Origin of the sequence: Streptomyces hokutonensis, from assembly GCF_000376565.1 — a bacterium.
In the GTDB taxonomy this organism is placed as follows: Bacteria; Actinomycetota; Actinomycetes; order Streptomycetales; family Streptomycetaceae; genus Streptomyces; species Streptomyces hokutonensis.
The window spans coordinates 124,507-148,890 of sequence record NZ_BARG01000007.1 but is presented as its reverse complement, the minus strand read 5'-3'; the positions used below and the strand labels follow the sequence as shown (position 1 = coordinate 148,890).

Genomic DNA, 24,384 nt, shown 5'->3' with positions numbered 1-24,384 from the left:
GACGCCATCGACCGCGGTCCGCGATCGTGGTTGCTCCCACACCAACGAGAGCGCCCATGAACGTAGTGACGACCGGACTCCAGTCCATAGGCATCATCTTCGCGCTACGGAGCGCAAGCGTTACCCCTGTCGCGACCTGAGCAACGTGGATCACGCCCGCTGCCCGCGCCCTTGATGAAGGCGTTCAGCGTGAACACCCTGGCAACGATCTTCCGCATGGCCAGGGTCACTTGAAGTGATACGAGCCATGCCCAGGGGCGTCGCCTCGACGGATCCCCCACCGGGCTCGACGCCGTGTCACCTGTACGGACACGGACCGTATGGAGGGGGCGGCTCTCGTAGCCCACCCCTTCGGGTAACTCGAACGAACCAGGGGGCGCAGCACGGGCGTTGGGACGAACTCCGCCGTGAAGGCGGTGACGAGTGGCTTCCGCCAGGGGTGACGGCTGGGTGGCTGGCCGGGGCGGCGGACGAGAGCGAGAGGGGTCGCGTTCCAACCTCTGTTCCAACGCTGTTCCACCCCACGTTCCAACTGCCAAATGACCCCCACCAGGCATGTTCCAATGTTCCAACTGTTCCAACTAGGAAGAATCTCCTATAAGTGGCAACTCTCTCGCTCGTCATGGGTTCTCGGGTCCTCAGCCGCTCCCGCTCTTTTCTCTCCAAACCCCTTGGAACGGATGGAACGTTGGAACATCCCTGGTAGGTGGCTTGCGGGGGTTGGAACGATGCGTGGAACGAGGGTTGGAACCGCGTTGGAACAGGCCCTCACATGGCCGCCCCACCGCCCCGTCACCCTGGAACAACGGCCAGGACATGGAACTGCCGAGCCCGCGCCGCGGGCTCGGCAGTTGGAACAGGGGCGGTCAGCTGCTGGCGGTCTCGTTGGAACTGCCCGGGTCGCCCGCCCACTTCCTCTGCACACGCTTGTCGAACGGCACCACGTTGTCGCCCTGCTCCTCAACGTCGTCGGTGCTCTGAATGCTGCTGAGGTTCGTCACTGAGATCATCCACGGCAGCTCGGTGCCGATGCGGCGGCGGTGCTGATACCCAGAGCTGATCTTGAGCCACTTCTCGTCACGCCACGCGGCGAGCGTCGCCTCCACCTGGTAGCCCCGGTTCGCCAGTTCCTTCTCCACCGTCTCCTTTCCGATGCTGACCATCGTGTCGTTCTCGTCCCAGCGGCCGAGCCAACCGCCGCTCGGCTCGGTCTCGACGTTGCGGATGTCGTAGAACTTCTCCCGGTTGCGAACGGCCCAGCTCAGCAGGTCCCGGAGCGCTGCCGCTGGCTGGTAGTCCTCGTTGCCGGTATCCGCGCCGGTGGTCAGGTCCAGCCACACCTGCCCCGGCACGAGCGGCGTCAGCCCTGCCTCGTGCGCGAGCTCATTGGCCAGGCGCAGCACCGCCACGCTCTTGCCGCGGCGCCTGGCGATGGAGCTGTCGGTAACGGCGTCGAGCGCCTGGCAGAGCGCCTTGTGACGGAGCACGAGGGTCACCGGGTCCTGGCCGAGGACGTGAGACACGAACGCCGGGCCGGCCAGCCCGAAGTGACGGCGGGCAACCTCCGCCATCTCCTCGGCCTGCTTGTGATCGGCCAGAGGCTTGCCAGCCACCGTGATCACGCGGGCGTTCGCGCCGTTCTTCTTGGTGTTGGCCAGCAGCGACGACTCACCGGTGACCATGAGAACGGTTTCCCACTCGGTGGTCTGCTGGAGACCCTCGCCGCTCTTCTGACCCTTCGCCTTGCTCCGTCCGTGAGAGATGTCGTAGGCGAGCTTGATGAGTGACGGCGTGTCCTTGTCATCCATCGACTGCGTCTCATCGAGGAGGACTGGTACGCCGCGCGCCATGGCGAGGTAGTGGCCGATGGAAGCCATCGAGTCCTGGCATGTCAGCGTCGCCGCGTCCGGCTCCGCGAAAGCCGACAGCGCGAACTGGCAGCTCGTCGTCTTGCCGATGCTGCTGAACCCGGCAACGTCGAGAACGAAGTTGTTCACCCCCAGCACTCGGATCAGGGGCGCGGCGAACGCGGCGCTGATGATGACCTGCGCAACGTGCTGGTCCTTGATGTCGTGGGTCATCTTCACCCACTCCTGGAGGTCACCCTCCGGCCGGAACGCCTCCAGCCAGCGCCCCGTGCCGCGCACGTCCTGGACCAGGTGGGGGGAACCGTTGCCCGCGGTGAAGGTCGCCAGCTTCGTGCTGCGCGGCCCCCAGCCGATCGCCGTCATCACCTGAGAGGCGGTCTTCACGAGCCAGTCAGCGTTGTGGCTGATGAGCAGTGTGAGGTACTCCGAGAACGCCCGCGCGTTTGCGGACGTCACCGCCGCGTCCTTGAAAACGCGAAACAGCTTGTTGTGGTCGGTGATGGTCTCCGCGTTTACGACCTCACGCTTGACGTCACCGGCGCGGTTGATCCATGCCACCTCGAAGCTCACGCCGCCCTGGTCGTCGTCGAGCTGACGACTGACGATGATCGGCAGGGTGGCGATCTGCCCGCGTCGCTCGCCCTCGCGACTGGTGAAGTAGTGCCGCCAGACTCCCCGCTGGTTGAGCGTGTACCGGTCACCGTCTTCCGCTCCGTTGACGCTCTCAAGCATCATCTCGAACGTCTCGTCGCCCGTCAGACGCAGCAGGACCGCCGCGTCGTGGTCGTACACGCGGTCTGGATTGGGCGGCGTCAGGTCGACCTGTGGAGCGGGGTTGTTCTCAGTCATGGCTCACGCCTCCAGGTAGCTGTTGTCACCTGGACGAGCGGCGCGCCAGGCAGAGTTGATGGTGTCGAGGGCCTTGCGCTCTTCCCGCGTGTTGACGGGGGCCGCGGCCGTGAGAATGAGGTTCCTGCCCACCGCGTACGGCAGCTCGGCCTCGGTGAAGAGCGTCCACGCGCAGCGGTTCAGCGCGTCGTTCCAGCCGCCGTGCTGGTTCGCAAGCTCCACCTCGTACAGCTCGTGGGCGATCCACTCGCGGTAGTAGTCACGGCGATCACCGGGGGTCACGGCACGCTCGTAGTCGGCCCGCGCTCGCTGCCGGACCCTGGTCGCGGCCTGGCGGCGCTGCCCGCCCGGCTTGGGCCAGGTGCTGACCTCGTTGCGCAGGAACTCGGCCAGCCACGTGGGCATCTGAGCCACCCGGAGGTCACGGATGACCTGGTACTCGGTGGTGGGCGGTGCGGCGACCCATGACCGGTCTCCGTGGTCGTTGTGGGCCACGATGTCGACGCGCCAGTTGTCCCTGTGACCCATCGTCTTCAGCTTCAGCCGCGGGGGCGACTGGTAGTAGAGGTGGACCCCGCCGGACTTCGTGCTCACCGCGTACGTCGCGAGCTCGGCCATCGTGTGGCCGAGGCGCTCGACCTCCCGCTGAAGGTCATCGATACCCCGCTTGACGACCTTCGGAGCCGGGCTTACGACCCGTCCCCGCTTGACGAATCCAGCGACGTAACCCGTGTCCTCCTCGTACTCCTTCACGTCGCAGTCGATAACCACGAGTCCGCTGATCGCGGGCATGAGGGCGACGTCGAAGCCCTCACCGGTCATCTGAGACACGGTCTCCCAGTCCTGGGGGAAGACCTGTTCCCAGTACCGCTCGCTCAGCTCACGACCCTGAGGCGTGTCGTAGGGGCTGCCCGCCAGGTTCTCCGGCTTGCGGATCAACGGCCGACGAGGCTCCTCGCCCTGGGCGCGACGGAGCGGGCGGTGCTGCCACTTGGCGGACCAGTTGGCCGGCGGTGAGGCGTCCTCGCGGGCGTCCTCGTGACCCTGGGTGTTCAAATGCCCTCGGGACGCGGTAGAATGGCTACTAAGAGTCACGTTTTGCTCCGTTCATGAAGACGGACGGACAACGGACGCGGAGTGGAGACCGCGTTCCGTTGGTTGCCACAGGTGGGTTGTGGTGGTCCACCTGATGGCGTTGCTCGTGGAGAGCTGGTCAAGAACGAAAAGCCCCGGTGACCGCATACGCAGTCATTCCGGGGCTCTTCCGTTTCCTGGGGTACTACTGCCGCGCGGTAGTGAGCGGCACGGGGGTCTTAGGCGCTGAGCGCCTCTCGCTTTGGGCGCGCGTCCAGCCACTCGCGAACGGCGCGCCGCAGCAGCGCCGCACGCGTGTCACCGGTGAGACTGGCCTCCGCGTCGAGGTCCTTGACGACGTCCTCCGCGAGGTCGAAGTTGACGTGATAGACCGTCACGCCGCGGGCGTTTACTCGGGTGGTCATTAGTGGCCTCCTTCGAGATCAATAATATCCTGCGAGTGATCGGGAAAACCCGGGAAACAATCGGGAAAAGCACCCACGCTCAAGTCGGTAAAGGCATATCGATATGCCATTGCCATTCCGCTCAATGCGGCGATATCCGCACCCTCAGCGGCCGGCCTCCGCAAGCCCCAACACCTCCCCCACCCGGTCCAGCAGTACCCGCAGGGCACCCACGGACAGCGCGGCGTCATCGAGATCAGGAGGCAAGGTCGCCGCGTCGTCGCAGTCGGTAAAATCGGACATGGCTCGTCTCCAGTCGAGTTGAGGGCGCTGTTGCACCTGCCCTCAAACGGCCAAAGCCGCCCCGCAAGGGGCGACTTCCGCCGCCTCTTCCTGAACCGCGTGGAGTGGGGCGGGCGTTGGGGGCGGCCTGTCGACCAGCGCGCGTTCCCGTATCCACGCCACGGGAACGCGGAGCTGCTGCCCGACACGCACGGCGGGGATCTCTCCCCGGTCGATCGCACGGAGCACCGTCCGGCGGTCGACGTGGAGCACCTCGGCGGTCTCGGCGACGGTGGCGAACCAACGGTCGTGGAGGCGCTCCGTGGCGTTCACTCGTCGTCCTCGACTTCCTCGCACTCAAGACCCTCGGGGAGGTGTATGCATCCCATCTGCTCGCCGCTCTCGTCACAGATCACGCCGCCCGAAGTGAAAACGAAGCGTCGACAAACCGGGCAGACAACGCAGGAAAGATGACCCGGGCGCCACGTGGCATCCTCATCCTCCTCGACAGAGACGTAGACATCGCCAGGCTCGATCCAGACCGGGCAAAGCAGGCATGCCATGCGCCTCGACGCGACTCGAATCGGGTAGGCGTCGGCGGGACGCTCGCGGAGCTGTCGGCCCTGCCACCTGGCGAACTCCAGGACCTCCGACAGCACTTCCACCTGCGGCAACTCGGAGATCGGCACCAGTCGCTCACCCTGGTAGGCGACCGCTTCCATCACGGCCGTTATGTCGTTCTCGCGCTCACTCATGAGCGTTTCCTCTCGATCATGCGGAGAGGAAACCCCTGGAACGACAACAGCCACCACGGCATGGAGGGGCCCAGGAGATTCCTCTTCCTGTTCCGCTCCTCGGCCGGGTGGCCTCGGTTCGTCCACGACTGTACGGCCAAGTGACCGGTGGTGCAAATCAGTTGATACGGTCATATCACTGACCCTTGCTCGGCACGCTTGCGCTCCTGGTGGCGTCGGACGGCCGCCGAGATCTTCACCCTGGTCACCGCGGAGTGGGTCTTGCCGCGCAGCGCCTCGCGGCGCGTCTCACTCTTCGGTATCCCTTGCTGGGCGGCACCGATCTTCGCGCGGTGCACCTCGCTCAGCGGCTTGCCAGTCAGGGCCGCACTGATCTTGGCGCGCGTCTCCGGGCTCTTGACGCGACCTCGGCTGGCCTCCCCGATCTTCCGGCGATGCTCCGCGGACTTCGGCCGTCCCCTGTGTGCCGTGCTCATCTTGGCGCGGGCCTCCGTACTCATCTTTCGACCCAGGTTCGCGGTCGCCAGCTTCGCTCGCGTCTCCGCGCTGGGCTTAGCGCCGACGTGCTTGTTCAGCAGGGGGTAACCGAGCCTGCGGAGGTACAGGGTCCAGTCAGCCTCGGCCGCGTAGCGGTCCTCGGGCGCGACGCCCCGGAGAACGGCGATCAGCGGCGGCTCATCGAGCTCGTTCAGCCAGGAACTGACCACGTGACGCTGCTGCCGACGGTGGCTCCAGTGGTACCTGAGCCGCGCCTCAACGTCCACGGTGCTCCCCACGTAGCGAGGGGTGCCTTTCGCGTCAATGAGGGCATAGACGAAGGCGATAGACGCCTCTTTCACCGCTCCGCGCCCTTCTCGGCGGTGAGCATCCCCGGGCCGTTGATCCACCGGTCGAGAAGCGCGTAGTAGCGCTCCGTCGCGGCGCCCCGCGGAACCCTGGCCTCGTTCTCCCAGCGGTAGACCGTGCGCAGCGTGACGCCGCACGTCTCCGCCACCCGTTCGCGGGTCCAGCCCGCGCCTTCCCTGGCTTCACGCGCCTTGCCCGTGGCGATCCACGTGACGAGCCTGGCGCGATCCATTGGCGTGTTCATGACGATATCTTACCCTGAGTGACAATCGGATGCCATTTCGCGCACACGCTCCCACCAGGAACGATTACCGCCCGTATGTCATTTCAGTGACTCTCAGTATAAAATTAGGGCTAAGGGTGCTACGCAATGTAGCTGTTCCCGATCGGTAAAAACCGGGGGACACGATCCCCCGCCACTGAAGGAAGTGATCATGACCTCTTCCAAGCCTCGCCGCTCCCCCGGTGAGGGCGGCGTGTACGAGTACCGCCTCCGCAACGGGGAGAAGCGGTACTACTGGAAGGCGACCATCCAGGTCGGCAACGAGCGAAAGCCCGTCGTCCGGCGCGGGTTCACGTCCCGTCCGGAGGCCGCGAAGGACATGCGCGCGGCCATGAAGCAGAGCGACGACGGCCTCTTTGCCGACCCCGGCAAGGTCACCGTGGGCGAGTGGCTCGACGCGTGGCTGGCCGGCCTTCGCCTCTCCCCCACCCGCGACACGTACGAGCAGATGATCCGCGTCACGCTCAAGCCGCACGTCGGTGACGTGAAGCTCGCCAAGCTCACGACGGCCCGCGTCAACGCGCTGTACCGCAAGCTGGAGGAGCGCGGGAGCGCCAGGGGCGGCCCGCTGGCCGTTCGCTCCGTGCGACTTGCCGCCGCGGTGCTGAGCATGGCTCTCAAGGCCGCCGTAGAGGCGGAGCCGCCGCTCATATCGAGGAACCCCGCCGCCAGGGCGACGCCGCCCCGTCTTCGCGACGAGCTGGCCTCCACCGTTCTCGCGTGGTCGTCGGAGCAGCTCGACTCCTTCCTCACCTGGGCGGCCGAGCATGACCAGGAGCACGTGGCGCTGTGGTACGTCGCCGCCACGACCGGCATGCGGCGCGGGGAGCTTCTCGCGCTCGACTGGCGGGACGTCAAGGGGGACGTGATCAGCGTCTACCGCAACGCCCGTCCCGGCCCCGGTGGCAAGCCCGTGATTGGGCCGACGAAAACCCGCAAGTCCCGCACCGTCGACCTTGACGACGAGACCGTGGCGGTTCTCAGGGCGTGGCGCGTGAGACGCGGTGGCCTGCACCTCGGTCTCGTGCGGGAGAGCGCCCCCGTCTTCGGGGACGAGAACGGCCAACGGCTCACGCCGAAGAGCGCGAGCACCGCGTTCGACCGCGCCGTGGCTCGCTGCCGCGCGGCTCTCGGGGAGGAGGCGTTCCAGCGCATCTCGCTGCACGGCCTCCGCCACACGATGGTCAGCATCTGGCTCACGGCGGGCGTGCCGGTCAAGGTCGTCGCGGAGCGCACGGGCCACACGGTTGCCACGATGCTCTCCACGTACGCCCACGTCATTCCGGGCTCTCAGGCGACGGCTGCCAACCAGGTTGCGGCCCTGCGACGGCACAGCGCCGGAGCCGGTGACGAACCCACCGTCGAGGGGACGGCTCTCCGGCTCGCGAGGGGCAAAATGCCTGGTCAGGGGGCGTGACCGGGTGCATGATCAGTATCACTGAGGTATCACCGGCCTGGGAAACGCCAGGTCACAACCCTAGGACCAGGGCCGATGACATAAATCCAGTTTATGTCCCCATAGACACATACTCCCTGGTCGCCCGTCTCAGCCGGCGAGACGCTGGACACATGGTCACCGCAGTTCGTCACCTCGGCCCCAACTGGTACGCGTCCGTCATGGGCACCGCCATCGTCGCCACGGCCGGCGCCGGGCTCCCCGGCCACCTCCCGGGACTGCGCACGGCCTGCACCGCCGTCTGGGCCCTCTCCCTCGCCCTGCTCCTGACCCTGCTCACCGCCCGCACCCTGCACTGGACCCACCACCGCGACCAGGCCCGCGCCCATCTCCGCGACCCGGCAATGACCCCCTTCTACGGCTGCCTCGCGATGGCCCTGCTGGCGGTGGGCGGCGGCACGCTGGTCGTCGGGCAGGACTGGATCGGGGTCCGGGCGGCTGTCGTCCTCGACGCCGTACTGTTCGGCGCCGGTACGGTCGTAGGCCTGGTGGCCGCCGTAGCCGTCCCGTACCTGATGGCCGTACGGCATCACGTGCACCCCTCGGAAGCGACCCCGGTGTGGCTGCTGCCCGTCGTCGCGCCCATGGTGTCCGCCGCCCTCGGGCCGCTCCTCGTGCCCCACCTGCCGGCCGGGCAGCCCCGGGAGACCCTCCTCCTCGCGTGCTTCGCGATGTTCGGGCTGAGCCTGCTCGCCACGCTCCTGATGCTCCCGCTGGTCTTCGCCCGACTCGTCGCCGGCGGACCGCTGCCCCTCGCACTCACCCCGACGCTGTTCCTGGTGCTCGGCCCGCTCGGTCAATCGACCACCGCCGTGGGCAAGTTCGCGGACTTCGCGCCCGGTGTCGTACCGGCCGCCTCCGCCCAGGCCTTCAGTCTCCTGGCCGTGCTCTACGGCGTTCCCGTCATGGGCTTCGCGCTGCTCTGGTTCGCCCTCGCCACCGCGCACGTGGTCCGCGCCCGGCGCCGGGGCATGGGCTTCGCGATGACCTGGTGGGCGTTCACCTTCCCGGTCGGCACCTGCGTCACCGGCGCCGAGTCCCTGGCCCGGCACACGGGCCTCGCCGTCTACGACGGGCTCGCGTTCGTCCTGTACGGCGTGCTCGTGGCCGCCTGGGTCACCGCCGCCGTGCACACGGCGCGGGGTCTGGTCAGCGGAGAGCTGCTCGCAGGGCCTCGGCCAGCACCCGTGGCGCCTCGGCCAGTGACGGCCCGTACCACGTCAGATGCCGGCCGCTGACGAGTGCGCAGGGCAGTCCCGGGAAGGCCTCCGGTCCGTCGGCGGCCGTGAAGCGGTACGGCTCGTCGGGGAGGACCACCAACTCCGGTTCTGCGGCCCGTAGTTCATCCAGAGTGACACGCGGGTAGCGCTCGGCGTGCGTCGCGTACGCGTGGTCGACTCCCAGGCGGGACAGCACATCGCCCGCGAAGGTGTCCCGGCCGAGCACCATCCAGGGGCGGCGCCAGACGGGGACGACGGCGGTCAACCGACGTTCGGGGAGCGGGAGTTCGGTCCACGCCCGCTCGGCCTCGTCCAGCCAGCGCGGTCGTACGGACGCTCCGCAGGCGTCGAGGACCCGGTCCAGTTCGCGGAACGCCTGCGGGACGTCCCGCACTTCGGTGACCAGGACCTCGACTCCCGCCTCCCGCAGGGCCGTCAGGTCGGGCTCGCGGTTCTCCTCCTCGTTGGCGACCACCAGGTCGGGCGCGAGGGCGAGGATCGGGTCGAGTTTCGGGTTCTTGGTGCCGCCGACGCGGGTGACGTCCAGGTCGGCCGGATGGCTGCACCAGTCGGTCGCGCCGACCAGAACTCCCGGCAGCGATACGGCGATTGCCTCCGTGAGGGAGGGGACGAGCGAGACGACGCGCATCAGCGCGGGCGGTCCTGGACCGCCTCGATGTGCTCGGCCACCGCGACCACGACGACCCGGGTGTCCGGCACGGTCGCGCGCCAGCGGTGCCGCACCCCGCCGGTCAGATACATCGTGTCGCCGCGCACGAGCCGGTACGCGCGCCCCTCCGCCTCGATCTCGACGGCGCCGTCCGCGACGTACATCAACTCGTCGTTGCGGTGCTGGAATTCGCGCCCGGCGTCATGGTCGCCGGTGAACTCCGAGGCGTGCAGCTGGTGATGACCCCGTACCAGCGAACGCATCCGGGGCGCAGCCGACTCGGGCTCCTCGGCCCGTACGACGTCGACGCTGCACGCGGGGTCGGCGGCGGCGAGGAGTTCGACGGCCGTGGTGCGCAGGGCGTCGGCCACCTTCTCCAGGGAACTCCGGCTGGGGCGGGCCCGGTCGTTCTCGACCTGGCTCAGGAAGGGCACCGACAGACCGCTGCGCTCGGCCACGACGGCGAGCGTCAGGTCCAGCGCGCGGCGCCGCCGCCGTACGGCCGCACCCACCCGAAGGGGCTGTTCTTTGTGGTCGCCCATCGCTCCGGCTCCCTCCTTCGCTCGTCGGCCCGCAGCCGGTTCTGAAACTGCCTCTGATGAGTTCTCTGCACCCTACGCATGTTCGGCAAACCGTTTCATGCGCCTGTCACATCCACGTCACACAGCGTGCGATCGGACTTCACAGTTCTGGCCAGTGCGCGAGGTCCCGCCGCCCCTCGATCAGCGCGAGAGTTCGTCCCTACTCTTCAATGCGTACGCAGCCGCCTGTGTTCCCGCTCACATCACGGGCCCGATTGCGCGGTTTCGTAGCGCTATGTGGTTGGCCGAATCCTTTTCGTACCGGACAGGGGCACAGAGAAAGGTGGGCCCCGCCGCACGAAGGGGGGAACGCGCGGCGGGGCCCACCTCCGGGGCGGCGGCTGGGACTGTCAGGTCATCCGGCCGCCTGGCTCTTCTGGTTCTGCTTCACCGGTGCCCACCGGTCGACGAGGCCCGGGTGCTGCTTCAGCCAGGTGCGGACGGCGGACTGCTCCTGGCCCTTGCCGGACTTCTGGATCTGCGCCTCGAGCCCGGTGAGCTGCGCCTCGGTCATCCGGAAGTCCTTCAGCCACTTGCCGACATCGGGGTTGTCGGCGGCGAAGCCCTTGCGGGACACCGTGTGCACGCCGTCGCCCTTGCCCCAGGCGCCCTTCGGGTCGCTGAGCTTCTTCAGCTTGTAGTCGCTGTACGCCCAGTGCGGCGACCAGAGCGTGACGACGATCGGCTGCTTCTTGGCGTACGCGCGCTTCAGCTCGGCCAGCATCGCCGGGGTGGAGCCGTCGACGACGTCGTAGCCCTGAAGGCCGTACTCCTTGAGGACCTTGGTCTTCAGGAGGCCCATCATTCCGGCGCTGGGTTCGATGCCGGTGATCTTGCCGCCGAACTCCGAGGCGTGGGTCTTGAGGTCGGCGAGCGTGTTGACGTCCTTCACGTACGACGGCACGGTCAGCTCCAGTGATGTGGAGCCGTACCAGCTGCCGAGGTCCTCGAGCTGCTTGCCGTACTTCTTCCAGTACTCGGCGTGGGTGGTGGGCAGCCAGGCGTCGGTCTGGAAGTCGACCTGGCCGGTGGCAACGCCGGTGTAGAGGGGGCCGGCGGCGTACTGGGTGGTCGTCACCTTGTAGCCGCGCTCCTCCAGGAGTTCCTTCCAGAGGAAGGTGGAGGCGATGCCTTCGTCCCAGGGGATGTAGCCGATGGTGATGTTCTTGCCCTTGCCGACGTCGGTCGCGGACGTCGCCTTTGTGCCGGAGGCGGAACCGAAGACGCCCAGGCCGCCGGCCACCAGGGCGAGGACGACCACGCCGATCACGGCGAACGCGGGGCGGGGGCGGTAGTTCCAGGGCTTGGCGCTCTCCGCCGTACGGGCCTTGGCGGCGGCCCTGCGGCCGAGCGGGGAGATCTGGGTGCCGAGCGCGCCGGTCATCCGGTCGAGGTAGATCGCGAGGACGACGATGCCTACGCCCGCCTCGAAGCCGAAGCCGATGTCGAGCTGGCCGATGGCCTCGTTGACCGCGCCGCCGAGGCCGCCGGTGCCGACCATGCCGGCGATGACGACCATCGACAGGCCGAGCATGATGACCTGGTTGACGCCCGCCATGATCGTCGGGAGTGCAAGGGGCAGTTGGACGCGCAGGAGGGTGTCGCGCGGTGAGGTGCCGAACGCCTCGGCCGCTTCGACGAGTTCGGCGTCGACCTGCCGGATGCCCAGCTCGGTCATGCGGACGCCGGGGGCGAGCGCGAAGATCAGGGTGGCGATGACGCCGGCGGAGGTGCCGAGCCCGAAGAAGAGGATCGCAGGGATCAGCAGCACCATCGACGGCATCGTCTGGAGCAGGTCGAGGGCAGGCCGCACCACCGCGCTGACCGTCTTGGAACGGGCCGCCCAGATGCCCAGCGGGATCGAGATCACCAGGGCGATGACGGTCGCGACGAGCACCAGGGCCAGCGTCGACATGGACCGGTCCCACAGGTCGAGCGAGTCGATCAGCAGGAACCCGGCGAAGGCCAGGACACCCGCGACCAGTCCGCGCAGCCACCAGGCGAGCACCGCCAGGATGCCCGCGAGAAGCAGGGGTTCGGGCGCGGTGAGCACCGCGTTGACACCGTCGTACATGCCCTCGACGACCGTCTTGATCGCGTCGAAGAGCCAGGACATGTGGGCGACCAGCCAGTCGACACCGGAGTCGACCCAGTCACCGAGCGGAAGCCTAGGCACGGGCGGTCACCTGCTCCGGCCCGGTGGCGGCTTCCCCGCCGAGGAACGCGACCAGCCGTTCCTGCGGTACGACTCCTACGACGGCGTCGGCCGCGTCGAGCACCGCGACCGGGTGGGTGAGGCGGGCGCTGAGCGCGCACAGGTCGGTGAAGGGGGTGTCCGGCGTGGCGGTCTCGCAGTCGCAGTCGGCCTCGTGGCCGTCGACGCCGGTGTCCATGACGGCGGACGCGGTCAGCACACGGGAGCGGTCGACGTCCTGGATGAAGGAGGCGACGTAGTCGTTGGCGGGGCGCAGCAGGATGTCCTCGGCGGTGCCGGTCTGGACGATGCGGCCGTCGCGCATGACGGCGATGCGGTCGCCGAGGCGCATGGCCTCGTTGAGGTCGTGGGTGATGAAGACGATGGTCTTCTTCAACGACTTCTGGAGTTCCAGGAGTTGGTCCTGCATGTCCCGGCGGATCAGCGGGTCGAGCGCGCTGAAGGACTCGTCCATGAGGAGCAGGTCGGCGTCGGTGGCCAACGCCCGGGCCAGACCCACGCGTTGCTGCATTCCGCCGGAGAGCTCGTCGGGCCAGGAGTCCTCCCAGCCGGCCAGGCCGCACAGGGCGAGGGCCTCGCCGGCGCGGGCCTCGCGCTCGGCGCGGGGCACGCCCTGCACTTCCAGGCCGTAGGCGGCGTTCTCGCGGACGCTGCGGTGCGGGAAGAGCGCGAAGTGCTGGAAGACCATGCTGATCTTGTGGGCGCGGACCTGGCGCAGCTCGCGGTCGGTGAGCGCGGTGAGGTCCTGGCCGTCGAAGAGGACGCGGCCCGCGGTGGGCTCGAGGAGTCCGTTGAGCATGCGCAGGAGCGTGGACTTGCCGGAGCCGGACAGGCCCATGACGACGAAGATCTGGCCCGGTGCGACGGAGAAGGAGGCGTCGATGACGGCCGCGGTGGTGCCGTCGGCGCGCAGTTCCTCCCGCCCGGCTCCTGCTCGGAGCCGTTCGACTGCCTGGTCGGGTCGTCTGCCGAACACCTTGTACAGATGTTCGGCTTCTAGCCTGGCTGACACGCGTACCTCTCGATAGGGGGCGGAATGGGCGGCGCCTGCCCGGGCCCGTCTCCGGCAAACGCGAAGGTGGCTCAGGTCACTCGCGTCGTAGGATCGGGGCCGAGTCTCTGGGGGTGGGTGTGGACAGACCGGACGACCGCCTGCCGTCGGTCTTTCGTTTCAGTACGGAACTCGTCGCCTGGGTGGGCATGCCGTGGGCGCTGGCCGGTCATTCCTGGGTGCTGGCCGTGCTGTCCCTCGTGGTGCTGATCGGATTGCCGGCCGTGTTCGCCACTCCGGGTGACAAGCAGCGGGCGGTGGTGCCGGTGCCCGGGTGGGTGACGATCCTGCTGGTGCTGCTGGAGATCGCCGGTGCCCTGGTGGCCGCCTGGTGGATCATGCCGCTGTGGGCCGCCGTGCTCGTGTCCGTGCTGGCCGCCGTCACTCTGGCCACGGAGCTACCGCGGTGGACCTGGCTGCTCTCGCTTTCGTCCCGCGCCGACACCTGACAGTCCGCGCGGTGCGGCATGATGCGTGACGTGACCGGACGACTGATGCTCCTCGACACCGCCTCGCTCTACTTCCGCGCCTACTTCGGCGTCCCGGAGTCCGTGAAGGCACCGGACGGGACGCCGGTGAACGCCGTGCGCGGGCTGCTCGAGTTCATCGACCGGCTGGTCAAGGACCACCGGCCCGACCAGCTGGTCGCGTGCATGGACGCGGACTGGCGGCCCCAGTGGCGGGTCGACCTGATCCCCACCTACAAGGCGCACCGCGTCGCCGAGGTCCGCGAGAGCGGCCCGGACGCAGAGGAGGTGCCGGACACGCTCTCCCCGCAGGTCCCGATCATCGAGGCGGTCCTCGACGCGGTCGGCATCGCGCGCGTGGGCGTCGAGCCGTACGAGGCGGACGACGTGATCGGCACGTTCACCGCGCACGCCAAGGGCCCGGTCGACATCGTCACCGGCGACCGCGACCTCTACCAGCTCGTCGACGACGCCCGTGGCATCCGCGTCCTGTATCCGATCAAGGGTGTCGGCTCGCTCCAGCTCACCGACGAGGCGTTCCTGCGCGAGAAGTACGGCGTCGACGGGCGCGGTTACGTGGATCTGGCGCTGCTGCGCGGCGACCCCAGCGACGGCCTGCCGGGCGTGCCCGGGATCGGCGAGAAGACGGCGGCCAAGCTCCTCGCCGAGTTCGGTGACGTGCCCGGGATCATGGCGGCGATCGACGACCCGAAGTCCAAGCTGACCCCCTCGCAGCGCAAGCGCCTCGACGAGTCGCGGCCGTATGTCGCCGTCGCGCCCAAGGTCGTACGCGTCGCGGACGACGTACCGCTGCCCGATGTCGACACCGCCCTGCCGCGCGCCCCGCGTGATCCGGAGCTGGTGGGCGCACTGGCGGAACGCTGGGGACTGGGCGGATCATTGCAGCGACTGCTCACCACGCTGGACGCGTAAGCATTGTTCTTGCCCTGTCTTTGTTGCCTTTCACAGAGGATGTAGTGCTAACTTAGGTAAGCCTAAGCATGGGAATTCGGGAGGCCGTCATGGCAGAACGTCCGGCACGGAAGCCGCGTAAGCCCCACTCCGCGCAGGTCGTCCGCACCGAACGGCTGACGCCCCACATGCAGCGCGTGGTGCTCGGTGGCGAGGGTCTGGCCGAGTTCTCGGCGGACACCTGCACCGACCATTACGTGAAGCTGCTCTTCCCGGCCGGGGGCGCGACCTACCCCGAGCCCTTCGACGTGGAGCGCATCCGCGCGGAGTTCCCGCGCGAGCAGTGGCCGGTGACCCGCACCTACACCGTGCGCGCCTGGGACGCCGAACACCTCGAACTCACCCTGGACTTCGTCATCCACGGCGACGAGGGCCTCGCCGGCCCGTGGGCCACCCGCGTCCAGCCCGGTGAGACCGTCCACTTCATGGGACCCGGCGGCGCCTACGCCCCCGACACCGACGCCGACTGGCATCTGCTCGCCGGGGACGAGAGCGCGCTGCCCGCGATCGCCCGGGCGCTGGAGTCGCTGCCCGAGGGCGCTACGGCCCACGCCTTCGTGGAGATCTCCGGGCCCGAGGAGGAGCAGAAGATCGACTCGGACATCGAGGTCGTCTGGCTGCACCGCGGGGACCGTCCCGTCGGCGAGGCGCTCGTCGAGGCCGTGCGGGCCCTGGAGTTCCCCGAGGGCCGTGTGCACGCGTTCGTGCACGGCGAGGCGGCCTTCGTGAAGGACCTGCGGGCTCTGCTGCGGGTCGAGTCGGCGATCCCGCGCGAGGACCTGTCGATCTCCGGGTACTGGCGGCTCGGCCACAACGAGGACGGGTGGCAGGCCTCCAAGCGGGAGTGGAACGCGAAGATCGAGGCGGAGCAGGAAGGCGTTGCCGCGTAGACGCGCTGCTGGGGGTGCCACGACGGACCGTTGGCGTGTGCGGCGCCGTCGTGGCTGGTCGCGCAGTTCCCCGCGCCCCTTTGGGGGCGCTAGACGGACCGCTGGTAGGAGCGGAACGTGCGGATCGACAGCCACACCGCTGCCACCGCGAGGCCCAGTAGCGCGCCGCCCCTGCTGAGTACGTCACCCCAGTCGGGGTGCTCGCTCATCGCCGAACGGCCTGCCACCATCGCCCAGTTGAGTGGGTTGAAGTCGGCTATGTGCCGCATCCAGGAGGGCATCTGCGAGGGTGCCATGAAGGCGCTGGAGAGGAAGGTCAGCGGCAGCAGCAGGAAGGTGTTGATGCCGATGATGGACTCCCGCTCCTGCACCAGCATGCCAAGGGCGTTGGAGAGCGCCCCGAATATCGTGCCGAGCAGCACCGAGGCGACGATCAGGATGGCGATGCCGCCGACGCCGCCCGGGTAGTCGGCGCCGCCGAGCAGACCGAGCAGCACGATGACCAGCGAATGGAACGCGGTCACCAGGCCGTTGTTGACGACATTGCCGTTCATCAGCGCGGCCCGGCTGACCGGGGTGGTCAGGAAGCGGTTGAGGGTGCCGCGCTGGATCTCCTCCAAGGTGCCCATGCCCGCCCACATGTTGGAGCTGAGCGCGCTCATCACGACCACCCCGGGGACGAGGTAGTCCAGGTACGAGGTGGTGCCGAAGCCGCCGAGTTCGACGACCTTCTTGAAGAGGTTGCCGAAGAGGAACAGCCAGATCACCGGCTGGATGAGGGTGATGACCGCGAAGGCGGGCTGCCGTGCGAACACCCTGAGTTGACGCTGCGTCATGTACCAGGTCTGGGAGACGGCGGTGCTCATCGCGCACCTCCGGCGACCGCGACGGCGAGCTGCTCGGTGCTGTCCGCGTCGGCCTCGGAGTAACGGCGGCCGGCGTAGCGGAGATAGACGTCGTCGAGCGAGGGGCGGGCGACGGTCGCGGCGGCCACTCCGACGCCGACGCGCTCGAACGCGGCCAGCAGGACGGGCATCGCGGCCGCTCCGTCGTCGGCGCGGGCACTGACCCGGCGTCCGTCGACCAAGACCTCGTGCACGCCCGGCAGTCCGACGAGGGCGCTCCTGAGCAGCGTACGGCCGGCGTCGCCGACCGCTTCGCGGAGCTCCAAGTGGACGGCGTCGCCCCGGAGTTCGCCCTTGAGGGAGTCGGGGGTGCCCTCGACGACGACCCGGCCGCGGTCGACGATCGCGATGCGTTCGGCGAGCCGGTCGGCCTCTTCGAGGTAGTGCGTGGTGAGCAGGATGGTCAGCCCCTCCTCCCCCGCGAGCCGGCCGATCTCGTCCCACATCGCGGTGCGGGCCTCGGGGTCGAGGCCGGTGGTGGGCTCGTCGAGGAAGAGCACCTCGGGCCGGTGCACCAGGCCGAGCGCCACATCGAGGCGGCGGCGCATTCCGCCGGAGTAGCCCTTCACCGGGCGCTTGGCGGCGTCGGCGAGGGTGAAGCGGTCGAGGAGTTCGTCCACCCGCTTCGTGAGGGCGGCGCCCCTCAAGCCGTAGAGCCTGCCCTGGAGTTGGAGGTTCTCGCGGCCGGTCGCCGTCGGGTCGGCGCCCGAGTTCTGTGCGACCACGCCGATCGCGCGGCGTACCCGGTCGGGGTGGCGCAGCACGTCGTGTCCCGCGACGGTGGCCGTGCCGGAGTCGGGGCGGGCGAGGGTGGTGAGGATCTTGACGGTGGTGGACTTTCCGGCGCCGTTCGGGCCGAGGAGGCCGAAGACGGTGCCGGGTTCGACGGTGACGTCCATGCCGTTGAGGGCGGTGACGTCGCCGGGATAGGTCTTGATCAGTTGGCGTGCCGCTACTGCGGGCGCACGGGTACTGCCCATGACAGCTCTCCATGAATGAGCGGATGTGAGACGTGAAAGGTCACGACTGATCCGCGTGCAGAGCGCCGGGCTATCCTGGGTGTGCCGCACCTCGATTGCCTGGCTTGCCGCACGGCGGGTCGGTCTCGGGGTTCGTGACCCCGGCAGGGCTGCTGCAACAGCCCGGTCGGGGTCAGTCTTCGCTAGGTGAACTCCGGTGGCTGTTACCCCGTTTCGTGGAAGTGGCGCCAGCCTTCGACGCCGAGCATGGAGCCCTCTCTGAGCTCCTTCAGCAGGCCGCGGACCCACTCGGTCTGCGCCTCGGTCATGTGCAGCTGGTACTCGACCTCGACGAGGAAGAGGCGGGGCACCGACTCGTAGAGCTTCTCCAGGGCTCCGCGCTCGCCGGCCGCCTGCACCTCCAGGTTCTTCACCCGCTCCTCCAGCAGCGTCACCGCCTCGTCGGGGTGCAGGGCGCCCAGCAGCGAGAGGGCCGTCTCGAAGATGGGGAACTCCTTGACCGGGCGGGCCAGCAGCTCCGACAGCCACTCGGTCATCTCCTCGCGCCCGGCGCCGGTCAGGCCGTAGACCGTGCGCTCGGGGCGGTTGCCCTTGCGCTCTATGTCGGCGACCTCGACGAAGCCGTGCTTCTCCAGGTTCTGCACGACCGTGTAGAGCGAGCCGTAGTTGATCTTCGTGCTGGTGTCCTTGCCCTGGCGGCGCAGGGTCTGGGCGATCTCGTACGGATGCATGGGGCCCTGACAGAGGGTCACCATCACGGCGAGTGCCAGCGGATTGCTGAGCTTGCGACGCTTCGCGGCCACGGGGACCACCACCTCCCAACCCTCTCTCGAGCACACCTCGCATCCGAATATTCGTGATCGAACATATCGCGAGTCACCGCGGAACGTCAATACACGATGTATCGCGATTTTGCTGCGAGGGCAAGAGCATGAGGACTTGGGCCCGCCCCGGACACGGCCGCGTGACGCGTCCGAAACAGGCCGTCCCTAATTTCTGTCACCCGACAGGAATTCGCGCCGAAGGCAGGTGCCGCCGTGGCCACAACCACCCCCTCCGACGTACGCCCCGATCCGCCCCACTCCCCCGACGACGGCTCCCTCGCCGAGTTCGGCTACCGCCAGGAGCTGCATCGCAGCCTCGGCCGGTACGCGTCGTTCGCGGCCGGGTTCTCCTTCATCTCCGTACTGACGACCGTCTTCCAGTTCTTCGCCTTCGGGTACGCGTTCGGCGGCCCGGTCTTCTTCTGGGCCTGGCCGATCGTGCTGGCCGGCCAGCTGCTGGTGGCCGCCTGCTTCGCGGAACTGGCCGCGCGCTACCCGATCTCGGGCGCGATCTACCAGTGGTCGTCCCGCCTCTCCAACGCGACCTTCGGCTGGTTCGCCGGCTGGATCATGGTGATCGGCCAGATCGTCGTCGTGGCAGCCGCGGCGCTCGCGCTCCAGATGGTGCTGCCGGCGATCTGGTCCGGCTTCCAGCTGGTGGGCACCGACCCCACGCCCACCTCGGCGGACGGCGCCGCCAACGCGGCCGTCCTCGGCGTGATCCTGCTGGTCCTGACGACGGTCGTGAACATCCTCGACAACCGTGTGATGTCCGTGATCAACCGCGTCGGAGTGACGGCGGAGATCATCGGCGCGATCCTGATCGTCGTCCTCCTGCTGACCCACTCGAAGCGCACCCCGACCATCACCTTCCACACCACCGGCAGCCTGGAGGGCGGCCTGCTCGGCGCGCTGCTGGTCGGCTCGTTCACGGCGGCCTACGTGATGATCGGCTTCGACAGCGCGGGCGAGATGAGCGAGGAGACCCACAACCCCCGCCGCACCGCGCCCCGCACGATCCTCACCGCGCTCGGCGCCGCGGGCCTGCTCGGCGGCCTCATCATCCTCGGCGGCCTGCTCGCCGCGCCCAGCCTGACCGACGGCCACCTGGGCGTCGACGGCCTCAGCTACGTCCTGACGAGCCGCCTGGGCGACGGCGTCGGCAAGGCTCTGCTGGCCGACGTGGTGGTCGCGATCGCGGTGGCGACCCTCGCCATCCAGACCGCGGCCTGCCGCATGCTCTTCTCCATGGCCCGAGACGGCCAACTCCCGTTCTCCACCCGCCTGTCCAAGGTCAACCCCCGCACGGGCATGCCCAGCGCCCCCGCTCTGGTCGTAGGCGTCCTCGCGGCAGCCCTGCTCCTCCTCAACTTCGCCTCCCCTGACGCCTTCCTCGCCATCGGCACCACCTGCATCGTGATGCTGTACCTGGCGTACGCGATGGTCACGGGTCCCCTCCTTCTCCGCCGCCTGCGCGGCGAGTTCACGACAGAGGGCACGGACGAGACGGGCGCCCGCCTGTTCTCGCTCGGCCGGTGGGGGGTGCCGGTCAACGCCCTGGCGCTTCTCTACGGCCTCGTCATGACCGTCAACCTGGCTTGGCCGCGGGCTGCTGTTTATGACCCGGCGGGTGGGCACTGGTACTTCCAGTGGTTCACGGTGTTGTTCTTGGGGGTCACGGTGGGGGTCGGGGTCCTGTATCGGCTGACGGGCGCACGGCGGGTGCGCTCTGTCGAAGGGACTTGATCCGCTGAGCCAAGTTCGGGGCGCGGGAAGACATCGTGGCCGATCAGCACCGAGCCGGCCCGGCCGGCGTGGTGCTGTTCGGTCCCCCCGACCGGATCCATCCGTCCAGTTTCAGCCATGCAATCGCTACTGCGTCTTCCCCGTGGCAAACGATGACCTGCCCAACGAGACGATCTTGCCTACAGACCGCCACCGGGCCCGCCGCACCGTCCAAATCGCGACCTCGTCCATGGTCTGCCCACTGCCCGAATCAAGCACGAAATCCGGTGCGGCAGGGACAGTTGGTGCTCCCGCGAGGAGATAGTCGCGGGAACCGATGTTTTGTGGCCAGAAGTAGCTGTTCCACAAAGAGTCCAACATATCGCATCATAAATTACATGAATAGCGACACGTTCACACGGGAGTTGTCAGTTCCAAGTGTGTTGTGCCCTTTTCCGGTCACTTACGACGAGAGGGCGGCCGGCCGGGCTGACGCGGAAATTACCGCTTGGGCACTGAGCCTTGATCTCTTCCCGGGGCAACGGAGTGAGCTGGACGGATACCGGTTCGGCACGTTCGCGGCGTTGACGCACCCCGACGCCGTCGATCATGACCACCTGATGCTCGCGGCCCGCAACATAACCGCCCTGTTCGCCGCGGACGATCACTATTGCGACGAGGGAGTCGAAGGCGTCCGTCTCGCCATGAGCGCCTCACGGCTCGCCGCGTCACTGACCGCACTGGAGAACGGCCCCCGGCTGCCCGACTGCCCCTCGGTCGAGGGCTTTGTCAGCAACGACCCGGTGGCGCGTGCGCTCCGTGAGACCGCAGAGCACATCACCCGCTTGGGTACGGCGGCCCATGTGGGCCGTCTGCGCCACGAGACGATCGCCACGTTCTTGGCGATGGCGGCGGAAAACGCCTGGCGCATCGCCGAACACGTTCCCGATCCCGCGGAGTATCTGGCTCATCGCAAGTACAACGGGGCCATGGCCTGCCTGGTACTCATCGATGTGGTCGGCGGTTACGAACTGCCCGTCCGTGACTGGGAAGAGCCTGGTGTTCGATCTCTGTCGCTCGCCGCCTCATTGATGATCATGCTGGTGAACGACCTGTATTCGGTCGCCAAGGAAAGCGCCGACATCGGCAGCCACAGCCTGCCCACCGTGCTCTCCGCACGCCATGGCTGGACCCTCGAACGGAGCATGCGCGCGACAGGCGAACTCCACGACCGCCTCATGCGTGCGTATCTGCGTACGGAACCCGAAATCGCCCGCCGTGCCTCGCCCGAACTCGCCCGCTATCTCGCCGGACTACGGCACTGGATGCGGGGGAATCTCGAATGGCACACCCTCACCGGGCGACACAACCATCGCGCGGGACGCCCAACCCCGAAGACAGGTCCCCACGGTCCCGTCCATGACCGAATCGAGGTCGACGTTCACGATGTGGCCGCCGTCGGTGTCTGTCCGCACTGCGGAGACCTCCACACCAGGGCTACAGCGGCCGCTTAGAGCAACCCGGAAGAAGCCGCAGAAGAGCGGGCAGGGATGAGCGAGATCGGCGCGCCGCGCCCCACATATGCTTGATCGTAATGAGACGCCGCACCCCGCCCCCGCCATCTCCCCTGCCGCAGCGCCAGGGGGTGGATCCGGTGCGGGTCCGGTTGCCGGCCGGGGATGCGTGGACGACCGTGCGGGATCACCTCGTGGCGCGGCTCTCGGCCGGAGCCGGGGTGATCGACACCATGCTCGACGAGGGCCGGATCGTGGATGCCGCCGGGCGTCCGGTGCCGCGGGACATGGCGTACGAGCCGGGGATGTACGTGTGGTTCCACCGGGAACCGCCCGACGAGGAGCAGGTGCCGTTCGAGATCGAAGTCCTTTACCAGGACGAGCACTTGGTGGTGGCGGACAAACCGCACTTCCTGGCCACCACTCCACGCGGCAGCCATGTCGCCGAGACGGCCCTGGCGCGGCTGCGACTCCGGCTGGGGATTCCGGCGCTGGGCGCCGCCCACCGGCTGGACCGGCTGACGGCCGGGCTGGTGCTGTTCACCGTCCGCCCCGAGGAGCGCGGCGCGTACCAGTCGCTGTTCCGGGACCGGCAGGTGGCAAAGGAGTACGAGGCGGTGGCACCGTACGACCCCGCGCTGGACCTGCCCCGCACCGTACGCAGTCGGATCGTCAAGGAGCGCGGAATCCTCGCGGCCTTCGAGGTCGAGGGCGAGCCCAACGCCGTCAGCCGGGTCGAGTTGCTGGAGCACCGTGACGGACGCGCGCGGTACCGGCTGTTGCCGCAGACCGGACAGACGCACCAACTGAGGGTGCACATGAGCGCGTTGGGAGTGCCGATCCTCGGCGATCCCCTCTACCCGGTGACGACCGGCCCCGTGCCGGCCGGTGACTTCTCCCGCCCGCTCCAACTGCTGGCGCGAGTCCTGGAGTTCACCGATCCGGTCACGGGGCGCGAGCACCGCTTCGTCAGCCGACGGACACTGCGGTCCTGGTCCTCCTACGGGGAGTGGGCAGGGTAGTTCCGTGCCCGGTCGACTCACTCGCCGCGCCACCAGCGCAGGAAACGCTGGAACACCCCCGGTCGGCGAGGCGATTTGGGCACCGGCGGGCGCGTGGGCTCGGCGGCCGGGACGGTGGTTTCCTGGCTCTTGGGCTGTGGCTGCTCCGCGCCCGCCGGCCAGTTCTTCGGTCGTGGCGACGGCACCGTCCTGACGGCGGGCCCTTCCACGACCTCCATTGGGCTCTTCGGCTCGAACTTCACCGGCAGTTCCACCAGATGCCGGTTCGCGACGGACGACCGCCAGCGCAACTCATCCTCCTTGCAGGCGAGTTGGATGTCCGGGACGCGGGCCAGCAGGGCGTCGACGCCGACATCGGCGATGGCACGGCCGATGTCCTGGCCCGGACACCCGTGGGGTCCGCCGCTGAACGCGAGATGGGAGCGGTTGCCCTGCATATTGGCCTTGAGGTCGGGTCGAACGCGTGGGTCGACGTTGCCCGGTGCCATGCCGAGAAGGAGTCCGTCGCCCTTGCGGATGCGCTGACCGCCCAATTCCGTGTCCTGTTTGGCGATGTAGGCGAAAACCGTGCTGAACGGCGGCTCGTCCCACAGGGACTGCTCGACCGCCTCGGGCACGGTCATCTGACCGCCGTTCAGCTGGGCTCGGAAGCCCGGATCGGTGAGCACCACCCGCAGCACGTTGGCGAGAAGGTTGGCGGTGCTCTCGTACGCGACGATCAGAATGAGTCGCAGATGATGGCCGATCTCTTCGTCGGTGAGCCCCGCCGGGTGGTTGATGAGGTGGCTGGTGAAGTCGTCCCTGGGTTCGGCCCGGCGCCGGGCGGTGAGCCGCATCAGGGCATCCATGACGTACTGGTTGCTGATGATCGCGGTCTCGGTGCCCTTGAGCATGTCGCGGGCGGCCTGCACCAACCGGTCGCCGTACTCCTCGGGCATGCCGAGGATCTCGCACATCACCGCCATCGGCAGATGTTCGGAGAACTGGGCCACCAGATCGGCCCTGCCCTTCGTGATGAACTGGTTGACGAGGTGCTGGGTCGCACGGTTGATGTGGCGGCGGATGCCCCGGTGGTCGATGGTCGACATGGCGCCGGTGACCGCGCCGCGCAGCCGCAGGTGCTCGTCGCCTTCGGCGTGGGCACACATGGGCTGCCAGGCGAAGTGCGGCATCAGCGGGTGGTCGGGCTTGACCGTGCCGTCGAGCATGGGGGTCCACAACCGGCTGTCCTTGCAGTACTGCGTGGGGGTACTCACCATGTGCAGGTTCTCGCCGTGACCGAGAACGATCCAGATCGGCACGTCCTCGTGGAGCAGCGCCGGGGCCACCGGGCCGTGCTCGGCGCGGAGTTGCTCGTACACGGCTCCCAGGTCCTCGGCCTCGGGGCCATAGAGCCGGCGCAGCCCGCCGGGGCCCGTGCCGTGTGCGGGGCAACCGGGGGGCGGCCCGAGCATGGGGTCGTCCGTACCGGTCGGAAAGTGGGATTCAGGCGTCACGGTGATCGCTCCGAAAGTGAAGTGGATTCGGTGCC

The 24,384-nt window shown here is 68.4% G+C and carries 24 protein-coding genes; 8 read left to right on the top strand and 16 right to left on the bottom strand.

Features of this window, described 5'->3' with window-relative positions; genetic code table 11:
• Positions 1-866 precede the first annotated feature (866 nt).
• The 8 genes from SSP08S_RS03345 to SSP08S_RS03310 all read right to left on the bottom strand — a co-directional run bounded on the left by SSP08S_RS03345 (position 867) and on the right by SSP08S_RS03310 (position 6,322).
• Positions 867-2,717 carry a DUF927 domain-containing protein gene (locus SSP08S_RS03345; RefSeq protein ID WP_019066160.1) on the bottom strand — a complete coding sequence of 617 codons (1,851 nt, stop codon included), beginning with the start codon at positions 2,715-2,717 and terminating at the stop codon, positions 867-869.
• A gap of 3 nt (positions 2,718-2,720) precedes the next feature.
• On the bottom strand, positions 2,721-3,773 hold the full coding sequence (locus SSP08S_RS03340) for a bifunctional DNA primase/polymerase (RefSeq protein WP_019066159.1): 1,053 nt from the start codon (positions 3,771-3,773) through the stop codon (positions 2,721-2,723).
• A gap of 257 nt (positions 3,774-4,030) precedes the next feature.
• Complete coding sequence (locus SSP08S_RS03335; protein WP_019066158.1) at positions 4,031-4,216, bottom strand: ribbon-helix-helix protein, CopG family; 186 nt, start codon at positions 4,214-4,216, stop codon at positions 4,031-4,033.
• 144 nt (positions 4,217-4,360) lie between these two features.
• Positions 4,361-4,498, bottom strand: a complete 138-nt coding sequence (locus SSP08S_RS61570) for a hypothetical protein (protein WP_019066157.1) — start codon at positions 4,496-4,498, stop codon at positions 4,361-4,363.
• Between the two features lie 42 nt (positions 4,499-4,540).
• Entirely contained in the window at positions 4,541-4,810 is a 270-nt protein-coding gene (locus SSP08S_RS54750; protein ID WP_019066156.1) for a helix-turn-helix domain-containing protein, read from the bottom strand.
• Complete coding sequence (locus SSP08S_RS03320; RefSeq protein ID WP_019066155.1) at positions 4,807-5,232, bottom strand: hypothetical protein; 426 nt, start codon at positions 5,230-5,232, stop codon at positions 4,807-4,809. The genes SSP08S_RS54750 and SSP08S_RS03320 overlap by 4 nt, the downstream gene beginning before the upstream one ends.
• Before the next feature lie 170 nt (positions 5,233-5,402).
• The gene (locus tag SSP08S_RS03315) at positions 5,403-6,071 is read right to left on the bottom strand and encodes an NUMOD3 domain-containing DNA-binding protein (RefSeq protein WP_019066154.1); all 669 of its coding nucleotides are present in this window, start codon (positions 6,069-6,071) and stop codon (positions 5,403-5,405) included.
• Complete coding sequence (locus SSP08S_RS03310) at positions 6,068-6,322, bottom strand: helix-turn-helix transcriptional regulator (protein ID WP_078532322.1); 255 nt, start codon at positions 6,320-6,322, stop codon at positions 6,068-6,070. The genes SSP08S_RS03315 and SSP08S_RS03310 overlap by 4 nt, the downstream gene beginning before the upstream one ends.
• A gap of 190 nt (positions 6,323-6,512) precedes the next feature.
• On the opposite strand from SSP08S_RS03310, the gene SSP08S_RS03305 reads away from it, so the two are divergent.
• Positions 6,513-7,778, top strand: a complete 1,266-nt coding sequence (locus tag SSP08S_RS03305; protein ID WP_019066152.1) for a tyrosine-type recombinase/integrase — start codon at positions 6,513-6,515, stop codon at positions 7,776-7,778.
• Positions 7,779-7,930: 152 nt separating this feature from the next.
• A complete protein-coding gene (locus SSP08S_RS03300) occupies positions 7,931-9,055 on the top strand; it encodes a TDT family transporter (protein WP_019066151.1) in 1,125 nt (374 codons plus the stop codon).
• Here SSP08S_RS03300 and SSP08S_RS03295 read toward each other — a convergent pair.
• The 4 genes from SSP08S_RS03295 to SSP08S_RS03280 form a co-directional block, all read right to left on the bottom strand.
• On the bottom strand, positions 8,967-9,686 hold the full coding sequence (locus SSP08S_RS03295; RefSeq protein ID WP_019066150.1) for a helical backbone metal receptor: 720 nt from the start codon (positions 9,684-9,686) through the stop codon (positions 8,967-8,969). The genes SSP08S_RS03300 and SSP08S_RS03295 overlap by 89 nt on opposite strands.
• The gene (locus tag SSP08S_RS03290; protein ID WP_019066149.1) at positions 9,686-10,249 is read right to left on the bottom strand and encodes a helix-turn-helix domain-containing protein; all 564 of its coding nucleotides are present in this window, start codon (positions 10,247-10,249) and stop codon (positions 9,686-9,688) included. The genes SSP08S_RS03295 and SSP08S_RS03290 overlap by 1 nt, the downstream gene beginning before the upstream one ends.
• A 394-nt stretch (positions 10,250-10,643) precedes the next feature.
• Positions 10,644-12,464 carry an ABC transporter permease/substrate binding protein gene (locus SSP08S_RS03285; protein WP_019066148.1) on the bottom strand — a complete coding sequence of 607 codons (1,821 nt, stop codon included), beginning with the start codon at positions 12,462-12,464 and terminating at the stop codon, positions 10,644-10,646.
• Positions 12,457-13,515, bottom strand: a complete 1,059-nt coding sequence (locus SSP08S_RS03280) for a quaternary amine ABC transporter ATP-binding protein (protein WP_019066147.1) — start codon at positions 13,513-13,515, stop codon at positions 12,457-12,459. The genes SSP08S_RS03285 and SSP08S_RS03280 overlap by 8 nt, the downstream gene beginning before the upstream one ends.
• Before the next feature lie 113 nt (positions 13,516-13,628).
• On the opposite strand from SSP08S_RS03280, the gene SSP08S_RS03275 reads away from it, so the two are divergent.
• The 3 genes from SSP08S_RS03275 (at position 13,629) to SSP08S_RS03265 (ending at position 15,883) form a co-directional block, all read left to right on the top strand.
• Entirely contained in the window at positions 13,629-14,003 is a 375-nt protein-coding gene (locus SSP08S_RS03275) for a hypothetical protein (RefSeq protein ID WP_019066146.1), read from the top strand.
• A gap of 21 nt (positions 14,004-14,024) precedes the next feature.
• Positions 14,025-14,954, top strand: coding sequence for a 5'-3' exonuclease (locus SSP08S_RS03270; RefSeq protein ID WP_245607822.1), 930 nt, complete (start codon positions 14,025-14,027; stop codon positions 14,952-14,954).
• Positions 14,955-15,043: 89 nt separating this feature from the next.
• Positions 15,044-15,883 (top strand): siderophore-interacting protein, encoded by an 840-nt coding sequence (locus SSP08S_RS03265; RefSeq protein ID WP_019066144.1) that lies wholly within the window; start codon positions 15,044-15,046, stop codon positions 15,881-15,883.
• An 89-nt stretch (positions 15,884-15,972) separates the two neighbouring features.
• Here the strand turns inward: SSP08S_RS03265 and SSP08S_RS03260 are convergent, their stop codons facing one another.
• From SSP08S_RS03260 to SSP08S_RS03250, 3 genes are all read right to left on the bottom strand, one after another.
• On the bottom strand, positions 15,973-16,749 hold the full coding sequence (locus SSP08S_RS03260; protein ID WP_019066143.1) for an ABC transporter permease: 777 nt from the start codon (positions 16,747-16,749) through the stop codon (positions 15,973-15,975).
• Complete coding sequence (locus SSP08S_RS03255; protein ID WP_019066142.1) at positions 16,746-17,768, bottom strand: daunorubicin resistance protein DrrA family ABC transporter ATP-binding protein; 1,023 nt, start codon at positions 17,766-17,768, stop codon at positions 16,746-16,748. Before SSP08S_RS03255 ends, SSP08S_RS03260 begins: the two co-directional genes overlap by 4 nt.
• Before the next feature lie 203 nt (positions 17,769-17,971).
• Positions 17,972-18,571 carry a PadR family transcriptional regulator gene (locus tag SSP08S_RS03250; protein WP_026178144.1) on the bottom strand — a complete coding sequence of 200 codons (600 nt, stop codon included), beginning with the start codon at positions 18,569-18,571 and terminating at the stop codon, positions 17,972-17,974.
• A gap of 234 nt (positions 18,572-18,805) precedes the next feature.
• Between SSP08S_RS03250 and SSP08S_RS03245 the strand changes: the two genes are divergently transcribed.
• The 3 genes from SSP08S_RS03245 to SSP08S_RS03235 all read left to right on the top strand — a co-directional run bounded on the left by SSP08S_RS03245 (position 18,806) and on the right by SSP08S_RS03235 (position 22,853).
• On the top strand, positions 18,806-20,338 hold the full coding sequence (locus tag SSP08S_RS03245) for an amino acid permease (RefSeq protein ID WP_019066140.1): 1,533 nt from the start codon (positions 18,806-18,808) through the stop codon (positions 20,336-20,338).
• Between the two features lie 377 nt (positions 20,339-20,715).
• On the top strand, positions 20,716-21,831 hold the full coding sequence (locus SSP08S_RS03240; RefSeq protein WP_063739142.1) for a terpene synthase family protein: 1,116 nt from the start codon (positions 20,716-20,718) through the stop codon (positions 21,829-21,831).
• 80 nt (positions 21,832-21,911) lie between these two features.
• Entirely contained in the window at positions 21,912-22,853 is a 942-nt protein-coding gene (locus SSP08S_RS03235) for an RluA family pseudouridine synthase (RefSeq protein WP_078532321.1), read from the top strand.
• Between the two features lie 17 nt (positions 22,854-22,870).
• Here SSP08S_RS03235 and SSP08S_RS03230 read toward each other — a convergent pair whose 3' ends face one another.
• Positions 22,871-24,349 carry a cytochrome P450 gene (locus tag SSP08S_RS03230; RefSeq protein ID WP_026178142.1) on the bottom strand — a complete coding sequence of 493 codons (1,479 nt, stop codon included), beginning with the start codon at positions 24,347-24,349 and terminating at the stop codon, positions 22,871-22,873.
• Positions 24,350-24,384: the final 35 nt, after the last annotated feature.

Excerpts from the sequence above, each read along its gene's own strand:
- SSP08S_RS03345 (WP_019066160.1), bottom strand. The coding sequence starts at position 2,717 with ATGACTGAGAACAACCCCGCTCCACAGGTCGACCTGACGCCGCCCAAT.
- SSP08S_RS03335 (WP_019066158.1), bottom strand. The coding sequence starts at position 4,216 with ATGACCACCCGAGTAAACGCCCGCGGCGTGACGGTCTATCACGTCAAC.
- SSP08S_RS61570 (WP_019066157.1), bottom strand. The coding sequence starts at position 4,498 with ATGTCCGATTTTACCGACTGCGACGACGCGGCGACCTTGCCTCCTGAT.
- SSP08S_RS03320 (WP_019066155.1), bottom strand. The coding sequence starts at position 5,232 with ATGAGTGAGCGCGAGAACGACATAACGGCCGTGATGGAAGCGGTCGCC.
- SSP08S_RS03310 (WP_078532322.1), bottom strand. The coding sequence starts at position 6,322 with ATGAACACGCCAATGGATCGCGCCAGGCTCGTCACGTGGATCGCCACG.
- SSP08S_RS03305 (WP_019066152.1), top strand. The coding sequence starts at position 6,513 with ATGACCTCTTCCAAGCCTCGCCGCTCCCCCGGTGAGGGCGGCGTGTAC.
- SSP08S_RS03300 (WP_019066151.1), top strand. The coding sequence starts at position 7,931 with ATGGTCACCGCAGTTCGTCACCTCGGCCCCAACTGGTACGCGTCCGTC.
- SSP08S_RS03295 (WP_019066150.1), bottom strand. The coding sequence starts at position 9,686 with ATGCGCGTCGTCTCGCTCGTCCCCTCCCTCACGGAGGCAATCGCCGTA.
- SSP08S_RS03290 (WP_019066149.1), bottom strand. The coding sequence starts at position 10,249 with ATGGGCGACCACAAAGAACAGCCCCTTCGGGTGGGTGCGGCCGTACGG.
- SSP08S_RS03270 (WP_245607822.1), top strand. The coding sequence starts at position 14,025 with ATGCGTGACGTGACCGGACGACTGATGCTCCTCGACACCGCCTCGCTC.
- SSP08S_RS03265 (WP_019066144.1), top strand. The coding sequence starts at position 15,044 with ATGGCAGAACGTCCGGCACGGAAGCCGCGTAAGCCCCACTCCGCGCAG.
- SSP08S_RS03260 (WP_019066143.1), bottom strand. The coding sequence starts at position 16,749 with ATGAGCACCGCCGTCTCCCAGACCTGGTACATGACGCAGCGTCAACTC.
- SSP08S_RS03255 (WP_019066142.1), bottom strand. The coding sequence starts at position 17,768 with ATGGGCAGTACCCGTGCGCCCGCAGTAGCGGCACGCCAACTGATCAAG.
- SSP08S_RS03240 (WP_063739142.1), top strand. The coding sequence starts at position 20,716 with ATGAATAGCGACACGTTCACACGGGAGTTGTCAGTTCCAAGTGTGTTG.
- SSP08S_RS03235 (WP_078532321.1), top strand. The coding sequence starts at position 21,912 with ATGAGACGCCGCACCCCGCCCCCGCCATCTCCCCTGCCGCAGCGCCAG.